Annotated in this window: 12 protein-coding genes; 2 read left to right on the top strand and 10 right to left on the bottom strand. The window is 62.9% G+C overall.

What is annotated here, in order from left to right; genetic code table 11:
• Positions 1–12: 12 nt before the first annotated feature.
• Positions 13–2403, bottom strand: coding sequence for a phosphoenolpyruvate synthase (gene ppsA, locus DFO48_RS08405; RefSeq protein WP_003076285.1), 2391 nt, complete (start codon positions 2401–2403; stop codon positions 13–15).
• A 252-nt stretch (positions 2404–2655) separates the two neighbouring features.
• Between ppsA and DFO48_RS08400 the strand changes: the two genes are divergently transcribed.
• Positions 2656–3477 carry a pyruvate, water dikinase regulatory protein gene (locus DFO48_RS08400; RefSeq protein ID WP_003057637.1) on the top strand — a complete coding sequence of 274 codons (822 nt, stop codon included), beginning with the start codon at positions 2656–2658 and terminating at the stop codon, positions 3475–3477.
• Positions 3478–3546: 69 nt separating this feature from the next.
• Here the strand turns inward: DFO48_RS08400 and DFO48_RS08395 are convergent, their stop codons facing one another.
• Both DFO48_RS08395 and DFO48_RS08390 read right to left on the bottom strand, forming a co-directional pair.
• Positions 3547–3747, bottom strand: coding sequence for a DUF2892 domain-containing protein (locus DFO48_RS08395; RefSeq protein ID WP_114863133.1), 201 nt, complete (start codon positions 3745–3747; stop codon positions 3547–3549).
• Between the two features lie 189 nt (positions 3748–3936).
• Positions 3937–4881: a LysR family transcriptional regulator gene (locus tag DFO48_RS08390; RefSeq protein WP_114863089.1), complete on the bottom strand. Its 945-nt coding sequence runs from the start codon at positions 4879–4881 to the stop codon at positions 3937–3939.
• A 189-nt stretch (positions 4882–5070) separates the two neighbouring features.
• On the opposite strand from DFO48_RS08390, the gene DFO48_RS08385 reads away from it, so the two are divergent.
• On the top strand, positions 5071–5343 hold the full coding sequence (locus tag DFO48_RS08385) for a DUF2798 domain-containing protein (protein WP_003076290.1): 273 nt from the start codon (positions 5071–5073) through the stop codon (positions 5341–5343).
• Between the two features lie 88 nt (positions 5344–5431).
• On the opposite strand, the gene DFO48_RS08380 is transcribed toward DFO48_RS08385, so the two are convergent.
• The 7 genes from DFO48_RS08380 to ahpF form a co-directional block, all read right to left on the bottom strand.
• Complete coding sequence (locus tag DFO48_RS08380; protein ID WP_114863088.1) at positions 5432–6256, bottom strand: heme ABC transporter ATP-binding protein; 825 nt, start codon at positions 6254–6256, stop codon at positions 5432–5434.
• Entirely contained in the window at positions 6253–7362 is a 1110-nt protein-coding gene (locus tag DFO48_RS08375) for an iron ABC transporter permease (RefSeq protein WP_003076295.1), read from the bottom strand. The genes DFO48_RS08380 and DFO48_RS08375 overlap by 4 nt, the downstream gene beginning before the upstream one ends.
• 14 nt (positions 7363–7376) lie before the next feature.
• Positions 7377–8267 carry a hemin ABC transporter substrate-binding protein gene (locus tag DFO48_RS08370; protein WP_114863087.1) on the bottom strand — a complete coding sequence of 297 codons (891 nt, stop codon included), beginning with the start codon at positions 8265–8267 and terminating at the stop codon, positions 7377–7379.
• Complete coding sequence (locus tag DFO48_RS08365) at positions 8264–9376, bottom strand: hemin-degrading factor (RefSeq protein WP_114863086.1); 1113 nt, start codon at positions 9374–9376, stop codon at positions 8264–8266. Before DFO48_RS08365 ends, DFO48_RS08370 begins: the two co-directional genes overlap by 4 nt.
• Complete coding sequence (locus DFO48_RS08360; RefSeq protein WP_114863085.1) at positions 9373–9762, bottom strand: hypothetical protein; 390 nt, start codon at positions 9760–9762, stop codon at positions 9373–9375. Before DFO48_RS08360 ends, DFO48_RS08365 begins: the two co-directional genes overlap by 4 nt.
• A gap of 71 nt (positions 9763–9833) precedes the next feature.
• A complete protein-coding gene (locus DFO48_RS08355) occupies positions 9834–12098 on the bottom strand; it encodes a TonB-dependent hemoglobin/transferrin/lactoferrin family receptor (protein ID WP_114863084.1) in 2265 nt (754 codons plus the stop codon).
• Positions 12099–12437: 339 nt separating this feature from the next.
• Positions 12438–13994 carry an alkyl hydroperoxide reductase subunit F gene (gene ahpF, locus DFO48_RS08350; RefSeq protein ID WP_114863083.1) on the bottom strand — a complete coding sequence of 519 codons (1557 nt, stop codon included), beginning with the start codon at positions 13992–13994 and terminating at the stop codon, positions 12438–12440.
• Positions 13995–14166 lie beyond the last annotated feature (172 nt).

The following is a 14166-nucleotide window of genomic DNA, read 5'->3' as shown; positions in this document are numbered from 1 at the left end:
GATGCGCAAGGCTTACTCAGCCAGCTTCTGCCAGGTGGAGACCACGCTGTCAGGGTTCAGAGAGATGGACGAAATGCCTTCGTCGGCCAGCCACTTGGCAAAGTCAGGGTGGTCCGAAGGGCCTTGGCCGCAGATGCCCACATACTTGTTCTGGTCGCGGCAGGCCTTGATGGCACGAGCCAGCAGCTTCTTGACGGCGGGGTCGCGCTCGTCGAAGTCGGCGGCCAGCAGCTCCAGACCGGAGTCACGGTCCAGGCCCAGGGTCAGCTGGGTCAGGTCGTTGGAGCCCACGGAGAAGCCGTCGAAGTATTCGAGGAACTCTTCGGCCAGCACGGCGTTGGAGGGCACTTCGCACATCATGATCAGCTGCAGGCCATTTTCGCCGCGCTTGAGGCCGTTTTCGGCCAGCAGCTCAGTCACACGCTTGGCCTGGCCCAGGGTACGCACGAAGGGGATCATGATCTTGACGTTGGTCAAGCCCATGTCCTCGCGCACGCGGAGCAGGGCTTCGCATTCCATCTTGAAGGCTTCGCCGAACTCGGCCGAGATGTAGCGCGCAGCGCCGCGGAAGCCCAGCATGGGGTTCTCTTCCTCGGGCTCGTAACGGCTGCCGCCGATCAGCTTGCGATATTCGTTGGACTTGAAGTCGGACATGCGCACGATCACGGGCTTGGGCCAGAAGGCAGCGGCAATCGTTGCCACGCCTTCAGTCACCTTGTCCACGTAGAACGCGCGGGGAGATGCATGGCCGCGGGCCACGGACTCGACAGCCTTCTTCAGATCGGCGTCAACGGCGGGGTAGTCCAGGATGGCCTTGGGGTGCACGCCGATGTTGTTGTTGATGATGAATTCCAGGCGGGCCAGACCCACGCCCTCATTGGGCAGCTGGGCAAAGTCGAAAGCCAGCTGGGGATTGCCCACGTTCATCATGATCTTGGTGGAGATGCTGGGCATCTCGCCACGCTTGACCTCGGTCACTTCGGTTTCCAGCAGACCGTCATAGATCTTGCCGGTATCGCCTTCCGCGCAGGACACGGTGACCAGTGTTTCGGCCTTGAGCAGATCGGTCGCATTGCCGCAGCCCACGACGGCAGGGATGCCCAGCTCGCGAGCAATGATGGCTGCGTGGCAGGTACGGCCGCCGCGGTTGGTGACGATGGCCGAAGCCTTCTTCATGACGGGCTCCCAGTTGGGGTCGGTCATGTCGGTCACCAGCACGTCGCCGGCCTGCACCTGGTCCATCTGCGAGATGTCGGACACCAGGCGCACGGGGCCGGTGCCGATCTTCTGGCCGATGGCGCGGCCTTCGGCCAGCACGGTGCCCGTGCCCTTGAGCTTGTAGCGCAGCTCGGCCTGGCCCTTGGCCTGGCTCTTCACGGTTTCGGGACGTGCCTGCAGGATGTAGAGCTGGCCGTCGGTGCCGTCCTTGCCCCATTCGATATCCATGGGGCGGCCGTAATGCTGCTCGATCACCAGTGCGTAATGCGCCAGTTGCTGCACTTCCTCGTCAGTCAGCGAATAGCGGTTGCGCAGCTCATGGGCCACATCCACCGTCTTGACCAACTTGCCGTCGGCAGCCTTTTCCTCGGGCGTGGCAAAGATCATCTGGATCAGCTTGGAGCCCAGATTGCGGCGGATCAGTGCCTTGTTGCCAGCCTTGAGCATGGGCTTGTGCACATAGAACTCGTCGGGGTTCACGGCACCCTGCACCACGGTCTCGCCCAGGCCGTAGCTGGAAGTGATGAAGACCACTTCCTCGAAACCGGATTCGGTGTCGATGGTGAACATCACGCCGGCAGCGCCCTTGTCGGAGCGCACCATGCGCTGCACGCCGGCGGACAGTGCCACCACATCGTGCTCGAAGCCCTTGTGCACGCGGTAGGAGATGGCGCGGTCGTTGTAGAGCGACGCGAACACTTCCTTCATCTTGTGCAGCACGTCTTCGATGCCCACCACGTTCAGGAAGGTTTCCTGCTGGCCGGCAAACGATGCATCGGGCAGGTCTTCTGCGGTGGCGGAAGAGCGCACGGCAAACGATGCCTCGGCATTGCCGCCTTGCAGACGGACAAATTCCTCACGGATGGCCTGCTCCAGATCGGCTGGGAAAGGCTGGCTTTCCACCATGGCACGAATCTCCGCGCCGACAGCGGCCAGGGCGCGGACATCGTCCACATCCAGAGAGGCCAGCTTGGCGGAAATCTTGCCGGCCAGACCTTCAAAGGCCAGGAACTCGCGGAATGCATGAGCCGTGGTGGCAAAGCCGGTAGGCACGCGCACGCCCTGGGGCAGTTGCGAGATCATCTCGCCGAGCGAGGCGTTCTTGCCGCCGACCGACTCGACGTCGGTCATGCGCAGTTTTTCGAACGGAACGACTAAAGCGGTCGCTTCGAAGAGTTGAGACATGGGAAAGCTCCAAAGGTAAAAAACCGGCACGCTTGCGGCGACTGGGCTGAATGGCCAGGGCACGCGAACCCACGCTGCATCGATGCAGTGCTTTGCTGTTCTGGATGTTGACCGTCAACGAGCATGGGTGGAATTTGGGAATAATGGGCGCAATTGTAGGCCTAGCCATGAACCCTGGCGCGGCTCAAACCTGTTTCAGACTTCAGGGCATGGCATTGCCAGCCCCGCCTCCACCTAATCACTGCGCGCACCATGCATACCCATACGATTTTTGTCATTTCTGACGGCACAGGCATCACGGCCGAGACCTTCGGCACGGCCATCATGGCCCAGTTCGAGAGCAAGCCGAGGCTGATTCGCATCCCCTTTGTGGACTCGATGGACAAGATTCATCAGGCCGTGCGCCAGATCAACCATGTGGCCGAGGTGGAGAAGAGAAAGCCCATCATCTTCACCACCCTGGTCAATCAGGAGATGCTGGAATTCCTTGAAGCCAACTGCAAGGGCAAGCTGTTCGACATGTTCGGCACCTTTGTGCGCCCGCTGGAGGTGGAACTGGGCCAGAAGTCGCTGCACCGCGTGGGCCGCTTTGCCGACATCAGCGAGAGCAAGGAATATCTGGAGCGCATGGAGGCCATCAACTACACGCTGGCTCACGATGACGGCCAGACCCATGCCGACCTGAGCGGCGCCGACGTGATTCTGGTGGGCGTGAGCCGCTCGGGCAAGACGCCAACCAGTCTGTACCTGGCCATGCAGTTTGGCCTCAAGGTGGCCAACTATCCACTGATTCCCGAAGACTTCGAGCGCAAGCAGTTGCCGCCCGCGCTGGAGCCCTACCGCAAAAAGCTGTTTGGCCTGACGATTCAGCCCGAGCGCCTGTCCAGCATCCGCAACGAACGCCGCCCCGACTCCAAGTACGCCAGCCTGCCCAACTGCCGCTACGAGGTGGCCGAGGCCGAGGCCATGATGCGCAGAAGCGGCATCGAGTGGCTGTCCAGCACCACCAAGTCGATCGAAGAGATTGCCACCACCATCTTGCAGGAAGTGCTGCCGCAGCATCTGGGCCACTGAGGGTTGACGTCACCCGCAAAGGCCCGGCTTATTCGTCCGGGCCTTTGGGCGGGGCGAGCGAGCGGCGGCCTATTTTTTTCGCGTATCCAGCGGGCAGGTGTTCAAGCCCGCCAGCGAGTACAGCGGGCAAAAGCGCAGCAAGCCGGTGGCCAGGGGAATCACCCCAAGCCATCCCCACCAGCCAATGATGCCCATCGCCGCCAGAACGATGAGGATCAGGCCCAAAGCGATACGAAGCATGCGGTCCAGACCGCCGACATTGAATTTCATGCTGACTCCCTGCGTTGCAGGCATCCGGAGTGAACGCCTGATTCAATATATTAATAGATAGTATATTTTTTTATATATTGATATCAAGAGCCTCTGGTACTGCAGCACACAACTAACACTGCTTTCTTGCGCCAACGCAAATAGCTTGGACCGCAAGAACCGGCCGGCCCCAGGTGCACTTGCACCACATCAGTCTGGCAAGGGCCAGTTCAGTTGTGCCTGCTGCGGCAGCACCTGCAGCAGATAGTCCACCAGCGCGCGGACCTTGGCAGGCACATATTTGCGATCCTTGAAGCAGGCGAAGAAGTCCAGCGGAGCATCCTCGAACTGCAACTGGCCCTTGCGCGCCGGCTTGAGTGCCAGCGGCACCAGCCGCCCCCTGCGCAGCTCCTCATGAACGATGAAGCTGCCGGCCCAGGCAATGCCGCCACCGGCAGCGGCGAACTCCACCAGGGCATCGATATCGCTGCCTATGGCCGCAATCTTCTGCTGCGGATCGGTGCGCTGGCCATCGCGCAGAAAGGGCCAGCGCATGAGCCTGCCGTCGCGCTCGCGCCGGTACAGCAAACAGGGGTGTTCGAGCAGCTCCTGCGCCGTCTGCGGTCTGCCGTGCTGCTGCAGGTACAGGGGCGAGGCACACAGAATGCGCGGCACCGAGGCCAGCAGCCGTACCGACATGCCGGGCTCCAGCACATCGCGGTAGCGCACGCTGATGTCCACATCTTCCTTGAGCACGTCCACATGCCGGTCCGTGATCAACAGCTCCAGCTCCAGCCGCGGATGCAGCGCGGTAAACGCCGGCAGTAGCGGCGCCAGCACATGGCGGCCGAAGGCGGCCATGCAGGCAATGCGCAATCTGCCTTGCAGCTCTCCATGAATCAGCGAGAGATCGGACTGGGCTTTTTCGAGCTCATCGAGCACCGGAGCGACGCGCGCCAGATAGCGCTCGCCGGCCTCGGTCAAGGCCATGGACCGGGTGGTGCGGGTGATCAGGCGCGTGCCCAGTTCGCGCTCCAGCCGTGCGATGTTCTGACTGGCTGCGGCGGGCGAAATGCCCAGCTGGCGCGCGGCCGAGGCGATGGAGCCGCCCTCCAGCGCTTTGACAAAGGTTTCTATGGCTCGCAGATTCGGCATGACTGCGAATGTATCCTCAATTGGATTCGAAAGTTCTGCTTATGAGTGCAACAAGCCCCGGACCTCTACCGCCGACTGCCGGTGATGCTTACAGTTCAACCCTGTTTTCCATCCATGCATTCGGCCCGAACCGCTGGCAGACCCTACTCCCGCCGCGACGACGCGCAATGCATTTCCGGCATCGCTTTCATGAATTCTTCCAACAGCTCTTCCCCATCCAGACTCTCGACGCTCAAGCTTCACCGACGCTACACGCCGTTTGTCTTTGCGTTTTTCATGGCCGGCATCATGGCCTTCCTGATGTGCTGCACCATCGTGGCCGCCAATACCGGCTTTGATACCGGCTACGTCCGTCGCGTGTTCAGTGCCTATGCGCTGGCCATGCCGGTGGCGTTCTTCTGCGTGATGATGGTGCGGCCGCTGGTGCTCAAGCTGGTCGCGCTGACGGTGCATACGCATTGACAGCCAGTGACAGCTAGTGCAGTAGCTATTGAATCTGAAGCAGCCTGCGCATGACTGGCTTCAAAATTCGATGCAATCTTCTGAAATTTCAAGCAGATAAAGCGGTATCAGCTACAAAAATATATTGCAGCGCGCCGTCGCTGCTGCGCACCGGATCGCACTGCATGCCCCAGACCTGGCGCACCAGAGCAGGCTGCAGCACATCCAGCACCGCGCCGTGATGCACTCCAGCATCACCGCCCAGCACCAGCACATCGTCGGCATAGCGCAAAGCCAGATTCAGATCGTGAATCACCGCCACCACGCCCGCGCCCTGCTGCCCCGCCCACTGGCGCAGCAGGCGCATGGCATGGTGCTGATGGGCCAGATCGAGAGCGGCGGTGGGCTCGTCCAGCAGCAGCCAGCGCGCCGCGCCGTCGGTCGGTGGCAGCCAGATCTGTGCCAGTGCCCTGGCCAGATGCGTGCGGGCCCGCTCGCCGCCCGACAGCGTATTGATGCTGCGCTGCGCCAGATGATCGACCCCGGTCAACGCCATGGCCTGCTCCGGAATCTGCGCCTCCCCGGTGCCGGGCTGGTGACGATGCGGATAACGCCCCAGCTCTACCACCTCCTGGGCCGTGAAGTCAAAGGCCACGCTGCAATCCTGGGGCATGACGGAGCGCCTGCGCGCCAGGCCCTCCATCGCATGCGCGGAAAGCGCCTGCCCGTCAAGCAGGACCTTCCCCGACTGCGGCGCGCGCTCGCCCACCAGCATGGACATCAGCGTGGACTTGCCGGCGCCGTTGGGGCCGAGGATGGCGGTAAAGCGCCCGGCCGGAATCCGTACATCCACCGTCGCCAGGCGCGGCCCCTTGGCCACGCCGACGCCCAGATTGCGGCATTCGAGGCTGGACAACCCTTGGTACGCACTCATACCTTGCTCCTGAACTGGCGCAGCATGGCCAGAAAAAGCGGCACGCCGATAAACGCGGTGAGCACGCCCAGCGGCAGCTCGGCCGGCTTGACGATGGTGCGCGCCACGGCATCGGCGCTGACCACCAGCGCCGCGCCCAGCAGGGCCGAGCCCGGCAGCACCACGCGATGGTCAGGCCCTGCCATCAGCCGCACCCAGTGCGGCGCGACCAGGCCGATGAAGCCGATGATGCCCGTGGTCGCGGTCACGGCGCCCACAGCCAGCGCAGCCACCATCACGGCGCGGCGCTTGGTTTTCTCCACGGCCACGCCCAGCAGATTGGCCTGGGCCTCGCCGAGAGCGATTGCATTCAGCGGCCTGGCCAGCGCCAGCGCCGCAGCCGCGCTGACGGCCACGGCCGCCGACACCAGGGCTACCGCGCTCCAGCGGGAGGCACCCAGACTGCCCAGCAGCCACATCTGCAGATTGCGCAGTTGCTCGTCCGTGGACACAAAACTCAGAAAGCCCAGGCCGGCACCGGCCAGCGCATTGATGGCAATGCCGGCCAGCAGCATCAGGCCGATGCGGGTCGTGCCCTGAACCTGGCCCAGCACATAGACCACGGCAGTCACGGCCAGACCGCCGCCAAAAGCCATGGCCACCAGGGCCCAGCTGCCCAGATGACGCGGCAGCCAGGGCAGATACAGGCCGCCCAGCACGATGGTGATGCCCGCAGCCAGGGCCGCTCCGCTGCTCACGCCAATCAGCCCGGGATCAGCCAGCGGATTGCGAAACAGCCCCTGCATCAACGCGCCGGCCAGCCCCAGCCCCGCCCCTGCCGCCACGCCCATGAGCAGGCGCGGCAGGCGGATATTGAGAAAGACCAGATGCTCGGGCCCGGTTTGCACATCGCCACCCCAAAGGCTGCGAATGCCGTCCCAGACGATGCCGGGCAGTTGCGCAGGCGCAATCGCATAGGCACCGCTGGCCGCGCCCCAGACCATGGTCAGCAGCACCAGCGCCAGGCCCAGCAGCAGCGTGGCACTGCGGCTGAGCCGGCCGGCCGGCGTGCGCCAGCGCGATGCGACAGGCTGCTCGACTGCTGGCTTTCGCGCCACGCTTCCCATGCTTGCGCTCATGCTCAGGCCACCCACTGCAGGGCGCGCATATGCAAAGCCTGCACGGCACTGGGCAGGCGCGGGCCAAAGCCCAGCAAATGGCTGGCTTCCAGTGTCACCAGCGCCTTCTTGGCGTAGGCGGGCGTCAGTGCCAGCTCGGGCCGCTTCCAGAAGGCGGCCTCGCCACCCAGTGCTTCGATGCCCTGGGTGGTGTTGATGATGACCTCGGGCGCCGCGCTGGCCATGGCTTCAGCAGTCAAGGGCTTGTAGCCGTCGAACTGGTCGATGGCATTGACGCAGCCCGCGTACTGGATCAGCGCATTGGCTGCCGTGCCCTTGCCCGCCACTTGCGGACTGCCGCTGTGCGAGAGCACAAACAGCACGCGTGGCTTGCGCTGGGCCTTGGCCACCTGGGCCTGCACGCTGCTCCACTGCGCATCGAGCTGGGCCAGCAGCTTGTCGGCCTCGGCCAAGCGGCCGGTTTCGCGGCCCACGACCTTGACCTTTTCCTGCACCTCGGCCCAGTTGTGCCTGGCCGCAACCAGCGATACGCGCACGCCTGCCTGACGGATCTGATCGAGCACCACGGGCGGACCGGCCTCGCTGGTTGCGATCACCGCATCGGGCTTGAGCGAGAGCAGGCCTTCGGCCGAGAGCTGGCGCACATAGCCGACCTTGGCAGTTTTTTGCGCCGCCTCGGGGAACAGGCTGGTGGTGTCGGTACCCACCAGCAGGCTCTGGGCATTGAGCAGATAGACCACCTCGGTCAGTGCGCCGCTGAGCGACACCAGTCGCTTGGCTCCGGGTGCGGCAGTTGCAGAAGCGGCCTGCACCAGCCCCGGCAGGGCCGTGCCCGCCACGGCCGCACCCAGCCACAGCAGGCCCTGGCGTCGGGAAATGCTGGCCGTGCTCATGCAGCCTCCGCCACTGCCGCCTTGCGCGGCAGGCCGGCCACCAGATCGCGCCAGCCTTGCAGCTCGGGCTGGCCGGGCTTGCGCTCGCCGAAGAACATGGCCATGTTGTTGCCTTCGGCATCAAAGGCCTCGACCGAGGTCACCACTCCATCGCTGGTGGGCTTTTGCACCACCCAGACATTGGCGATCAGGTCGGTGCGCAGATGCAGGTTGAAGCCCTTGTCCAGCACATTGATCCAGCGCACGCCGTCCTTGCCGTCCATGGGCTGGATATTGCTCACGGGGCCGGTATGGATCTGAATGCAGCCGCTGCTGCCCACAAACACCATGATGGATACGCCGTCCACCGCCGCATCGCCCAACAGCTGCACGACCGCGTCGGTGTTCAGGCGCTCGCAGTACTGAGGCACCAGTCGGAAGGCCTGCTGGCGCTCGGCACCGAACCTGCGCAGCATCTCGAAGAACTCATGTGTGTCCTTCATATCGGTCCAGGCCTGGCTCAGCGCGGGCACGTCGATCTCGGCGTCGGCCTTGATCGCGGGCTTGGCCGCAGGCTCGCGGAACACATAGCCTGCGGAGGGCTCGGCAAAGCGCTCGACCAGCGCATTCCAGGCCGCCATGTCCGTGGCCTCGCGTGCAAATACCTTGTGCACGGCGCGGCCGGCGGCGTCATAGAACTGCAGGCTGCGCATGGCGGGGCGGTTGCCGTTGGCGGACTCCTCGGTCACGGCAAAGCCGGCATGCCAGTGCATGAAGAACAGGCGCAGATCGATCTCGCGGCTCAGCGCCAGGCCGACCGGGCCCTGGGCCGAAACGTTCTGGTAGATGCCGTCTTTTTCATGCACGGTGGATTCGTTGCGCGTGAGCGCCATCACGGTGCCGCAGGCTTCCAGGCCTTTAAGAATGTCCAGCCATTCGGCGCGCAGTGGCAAAGCCTTGAGCGTGCGTTCATGCTCGCCGCCATGGGCGGCGACGACCGCGCCTTCGCTCAGTTGCAGCGCCTCGGCCGCATCCTTGGCACGCAGGCCTTGCTCGCGCTTTTGCGCGAATTGCTCACGGATTTGCACCGCAGTCATGGTCTGGATTTCAGGGGATGTGATGGCGTTCATTGCAGGGTCTCCGGGCTGTGATGCCAGTGTGGTTGTGGATTGGAAAATTCGTCGTCAAAGCGGGGAGCGGAAGCCTGGGCTTCGGGCTCTTGTTCAGGCTGGGCCAGCACCTGCGCCACAGAGGCCCAGCGCTGCTCCAGCTTTTGCAGAAAGTGGCGCATGTCCTCAGAGCGCTCACAGCCGTCCAGGCCTTCGGCCATGCGTGCCAGTTGCGTCGATACCCTCTGAGCCATGGGCGCGCGGTGCGCCGCACAGCAGCCCTGGCTGAAACCGGTCATCAACGCCAGCACCGTGGCGAGCTGGGCTTCGCCCTCGGTCAGCAGATATTCCTCATCGCGGCTGCCAGAGGCACTCTGGGCATTGGCGGCGTTCTCGAAAGCAGACATGGCACACTCCCGCAGTTTTTGAGTCAAACAGATCTCAAGCGCTTATCAATAAAGCGCTTTCAGCTACAAAATCAGAAATCCTGAACCAGGGACACGCGCACATTGCGGCCCGGCTGGGTATAGGCATCGGCAATCTGCGTCGTGCGGCTCAAGCCACGCACATCCGCCCAGCGCGAATACTTTTTGTCGGTCAGGTTGTAGATACCCACGTTCAGACGCGTGCCGGGGCGGATACGCCATTGCGCACTCAAATCCAGCACCGTCGCTGATGGGCTGAGGAAGGGGCGACCCGAGGAAAGATCGGGCGCATCCTTGTCTTTTTTGCCCGCCCAGTGCGAGGCGCTGAGCTGCACGCCAACGGTGGATCTGTCATAGCGCACGCCCAGCACCAACTGCTGTGGCGAAATGGTGTCCACCGGCTTGTTGGTGCTCTTGTCCGTGCCCTTGGTATAGCCATAGGCAGCGTTGGTGCGCCAGTTGCCTCCCGCAAAGCGGCCCCAGTCGTAGTCGGCCTTGAGCTCGAAGCCGCTGATATGCACGCGATTCAGGTTGACGGACTGGAAAGTGGCCGGATTATTACGATCGCCGTATTCGCCCGCCACCTGCACCTGGTCCTGGATGAAGTCCTTGTAGCGACCCGTGAAGACTGCAGCATCGAGACGCAAGGCATTCATGCGGCCGCGCAGACCCAGCTCGAAGGTATTGCTCTTCTCAGGCTTGAGGTCGGGGTTGGGAATGCTCTTGTAGAACATGAACGGGTTCTCGAAGAAGGCATTGATCTGCCCTGCATTCGGCGCTCTGAAGCCGGCGGCATAGTTGCCGTAGACCGACCAGGCATCGTTCATCTGGAACATGGCGCCCAGCTTGGGCGAGATGGCCGAGTCGGAGTTGCTGACCGCCGTGCCGCCAAAGCCCTGCTGCTTGGGCTTGATGCTGTAGTGCTCGGCACGCACGCCGGGCGTCAGGCTGAACGCGCCATAGTGCAGCTCGGCCTGGGCAAACAGCGCCGTCGAAGTTTCCGTGGTGTCAGGGAAGCGCTTGAGTGGGAAGCTCTCGCCGGCAGGCGGCGTGATGCCGTTTTGCTCGTTGACCACCTTGCCGCGCAGATAGTCCATGCCATAGCTGAACTTGCCGCTAAGGCCATTGCTCCAGCGCAGCGTCTTGCCGGCCTGGGCATGCAGTTGCAGCGCGTCCTCGTCATAGGTCACATCACGCTCACGATAGGCCAGAGGCGGAGTACGTGTTTCGGTCACGAACTCACGCGAGTCCGAACTCTGGTAGCTGGCCATCAGCTTGATTTCATCAGCCAGTGTCGTATTCAGCTCACGCCACTCACCTTGCCAGCTGGCACGCCAGCGCTTCATGGTGGTTTGTGCCCGCGAATCCGTCACCGTGGCCGTGCGTGCGCTGAGCAAATCGTAGTCCGCGCGCTTGTCCACGTTTTCCAGCGTGAACACATGCTTTTGCACGGCAGACGGCGTATAGACCAGACGACCCAGCAGCGAATGGCTCTTGTCCTTTTCAGGATTGGGCGTGGTGCGCAACGCACCCACCACATTGTTGCTGCCCATGCTTTCCAGAGCGCTGGAGCGGCCTATGCCAGCAGACACCAGCCAGCTCCACTCGGGGCTGGCGCGCCCTGCAATCGTCGCTCCCACGCGTTTGCCATTGTCCGAGCCGTCATAGCTGGCCGAGACACGGCCGCCAATGCTCTTGCCGTCCTTGAGCAGATCATCGGGCTGTACGGTGATGAAGTTGACCAGGCCACCCATGCCGTCCGAGCCATAGAGCGCAGGCACTGCGCCGCGCAGAATCTCCACGCGTTGCACCAGACCCAGGTCCAGATAGTCGCGGCCAAAGGAGTTGGCGCTGAAGGTATAGCTGCGCGGCAGGCGCACGCCATCGACCAGCATCAGCACGCGGTTGCCTTCCATGCCACGGATATTGAAGCCGCTGTTCTGGTCACGCCCCGTGGGTGAACCGGCCAGTGTGAAACGCGCCGGACTGCGCGGCACGGTCACATTGGGCAGCTTGGCTGCAAGCTCGCGGATGTCGCCGATCTGCTCCTCCTCCATCTGCTTGGCATCAATGACGTCCACCGTCATGGGCAGGCTGTCGGCGTCCTGCTCGTCGCGCGAGGCACTGATGACCACATCGCGCAGCACGGGCGTGCTGCGGTCGGCACGGGCCGCCGCGACCTGGACGGATTCGGAGGATTGCTGCTGGGCCTGGGCCGAGATAGCGGCGCAGGCCAGTGCGCAGGCCAGCGCCAGCGGACGGAGATTGGAGCGTGGCGCCAGCGAGGCGCGGGCGTGCAAAGCGGTGGCGGAAGCCATACCAGAAACCCTCTTTATTCATAGAAATGGACAAGAGCTGGCTTCTGATAGGTACGTCAATGGCCACAGGTCGAAACGTCAGAGGCTTCGCGGCCTGTAGCTGGCACGGCATTGGCTGGCTGAATGGCGCTCAGTATATGCGAATAATTCTCAACTGCAAATAACTTCGTTACAAAACGGGAATTGCGCCCCGACGCAAGGCTGCGATGTCCCCAAATCCGGTGCATTGAACGCCAAAGCCCCTGACGACCCCGGCGGCCGTTCAAAAGCAAAAAGGACTGCCTGGGCAGTCCTTTTTTGATAGCTTTCATCGCTTACCCTGCAAGCGATGAAGGCCGTTCAGTTGCGGATCAGATGGTCGAAGGCCGACAGCGCTGCGGTAGCGCCGGCGCCGGCTGCGATCACGATCTGCTTGTAAGGCACCGTGGTGCAGTCACCTGCGGCGAACACCCCGGGAAGATTGGTCTGACCCTTGGCATCCACAATGATTTCGCCGAACTTGCTCAGCTCCAGCGTGCCCTTGAGCCATTCGGTGTTCGGCACCAGGCCGATCTGCACAAACACACCTTCGAGCTCCACATGGTGCTCGACACCGCTTGTACGATCCTTGTAGCTCAGACCGTTGACCTTGCCGTTGGCACCCGTGATCTCGGTGGTCTGGGCGTTGGTGATAACGGTCACATTGGGCAGGCTGTGCAGCTTCTTGACCAGCACGGCATCGGCCTTGAGCTGATCGGCAAACTCCACCACCGTCACATGGGCCACCAGACCCGCCAGGTCAATCGCAGCTTCGATACCTGAGTTGCCGCCGCCGATCACCGACACGCGCTTGCCCTTGAACAGCGGACCGTCGCAATGCGGGCAGTAGGCCACGCCCTTGTTCTTGTACTCGGCTTCGCCGGGCACGTTCACATTGCGCCAGCGCGCACCCGTGGACAGGATCACGGTCTTGGCCTTGAGCGAGCCACCGTTGGCCAGTTGCACTTCCACCAGGCCGCCGGGGTGCGCAGCGGGAATCAGCTTCTCGGCGCGCTGCAGGTTCATGATGTCCACGTCATAGGCACGGGTGTGGGCTTCCAGGGCTGCGGCGAACTTGGGTCCGTCGGTCTCCAGCACGGAGATGTAGTTCTCGATCGCCAGCGTGTCGTTGACCTGACCGCCAAAGCGCTCGGCTGCCACGCCGGTGCGAATGCCCTTGCGAGCAGCGTACACGGCGGCTGCCGCGCCGGCAGGACCGCCGCCGATGATCAGCACGTCAAAGGCTTCCTTGGCCGACAGCTTGGCGGCGTCACGCGAGGCTGCACCGGTGTCCAGCTTGGCCACGATTTCTTCGATGGTCATGCGGCCGGAGCCGAACACGCTGCCGTTCATGAACACCATGGGCACGGCCATGATTTCGCGCTCGGTCACTTCCTTCTGGAAAGCGCCGCCTTCGATCACCGTGGTCTTGACCTTGGGATTGAGAATGGCCATCAGCGACAGCGCCTGAACCACGTCGGGGCAGTTGTGGCAGCTCAGGCTCATGTAGACCTCGAAGTTGAAGTCGCCGTCCAGTGCCTTGATCTGCTCGATCACGTCCTGCTCCACCTTGGGTGGATGACCGCCCGTCCACAGCAGGGCCAGCACCAGCGAGGTGAATTCATGACCCAGAGGCAGACCGGCAAAACGCAGCTGGGTGGCTGCGCCCTGGCGCTGCAGCGTGAACGAGGGCTTGCGGGCATCGCTGCCGTCGGTGCGCAGGGAAATCTTGTCGCTGCGCAGGGACTGGATGGTTTTCAGCAGATCGTGCATCTGTGCACTGGTCTCGCTGCCATCCAGAGAAGCCACCAGCTCAAACGGCTGCTGCACGCGTTCCAGGTAGGCTGCGAGTTGGGCTTTGAGTTGATCGTCAAGCATGGTGGATTCCTTTGAATTTAGAGTTGTTGATGCAATGCAGCAAAGTGCTTTTGAGGCCTTTGCCCGCCCATGAAAGCAAAAACTGGGCGAAAAAAAGCCGGACGGACGGGCAGAACTCGCCTGAACGTCGTCCGGCTCTCAGAGCGCTTGCACGCTCAGCCGATAGGTATCA

Origin of the sequence: Comamonas sp. AG1104 (genome assembly GCF_003350425.1) — a bacterium.
Taxonomy (GTDB): domain Bacteria; phylum Pseudomonadota; class Gammaproteobacteria; order Burkholderiales; family Burkholderiaceae_C; genus Comamonas; species Comamonas testosteroni.
The sequence above is the reverse complement of the archived record's forward strand: the minus strand, read 5'-3'. Positions and strand labels throughout refer to the sequence as shown.

Coding starts and splice junctions, on each gene's coding strand:
- ppsA (WP_003076285.1), bottom strand. CDS start 2,403: ATGTCTCAACTCTTCGAAGCGACCGCTTTAGTCGTTCCGTTCGAAAAA.
- DFO48_RS08400 (WP_003057637.1), top strand. CDS start 2,656: ATGCATACCCATACGATTTTTGTCATTTCTGACGGCACAGGCATCACG.
- DFO48_RS08395 (WP_114863133.1), bottom strand. CDS start 3,747: ATGAAATTCAATGTCGGCGGTCTGGACCGCATGCTTCGTATCGCTTTG.
- DFO48_RS08390 (WP_114863089.1), bottom strand. CDS start 4,881: ATGCCGAATCTGCGAGCCATAGAAACCTTTGTCAAAGCGCTGGAGGGC.
- DFO48_RS08385 (WP_003076290.1), top strand. CDS start 5,071: ATGAATTCTTCCAACAGCTCTTCCCCATCCAGACTCTCGACGCTCAAG.
- DFO48_RS08380 (WP_114863088.1), bottom strand. CDS start 6,256: ATGAGTGCGTACCAAGGGTTGTCCAGCCTCGAATGCCGCAATCTGGGC.
- DFO48_RS08375 (WP_003076295.1), bottom strand. CDS start 7,362: ATGGGAAGCGTGGCGCGAAAGCCAGCAGTCGAGCAGCCTGTCGCATCG.
- DFO48_RS08370 (WP_114863087.1), bottom strand. CDS start 8,267: ATGAGCACGGCCAGCATTTCCCGACGCCAGGGCCTGCTGTGGCTGGGT.
- DFO48_RS08365 (WP_114863086.1), bottom strand. CDS start 9,376: ATGAACGCCATCACATCCCCTGAAATCCAGACCATGACTGCGGTGCAA.
- DFO48_RS08360 (WP_114863085.1), bottom strand. CDS start 9,762: ATGTCTGCTTTCGAGAACGCCGCCAATGCCCAGAGTGCCTCTGGCAGC.
- DFO48_RS08355 (WP_114863084.1), bottom strand. CDS start 12,098: ATGGCTTCCGCCACCGCTTTGCACGCCCGCGCCTCGCTGGCGCCACGC.
- ahpF (WP_114863083.1), bottom strand. CDS start 13,994: ATGCTTGACGATCAACTCAAAGCCCAACTCGCAGCCTACCTGGAACGC.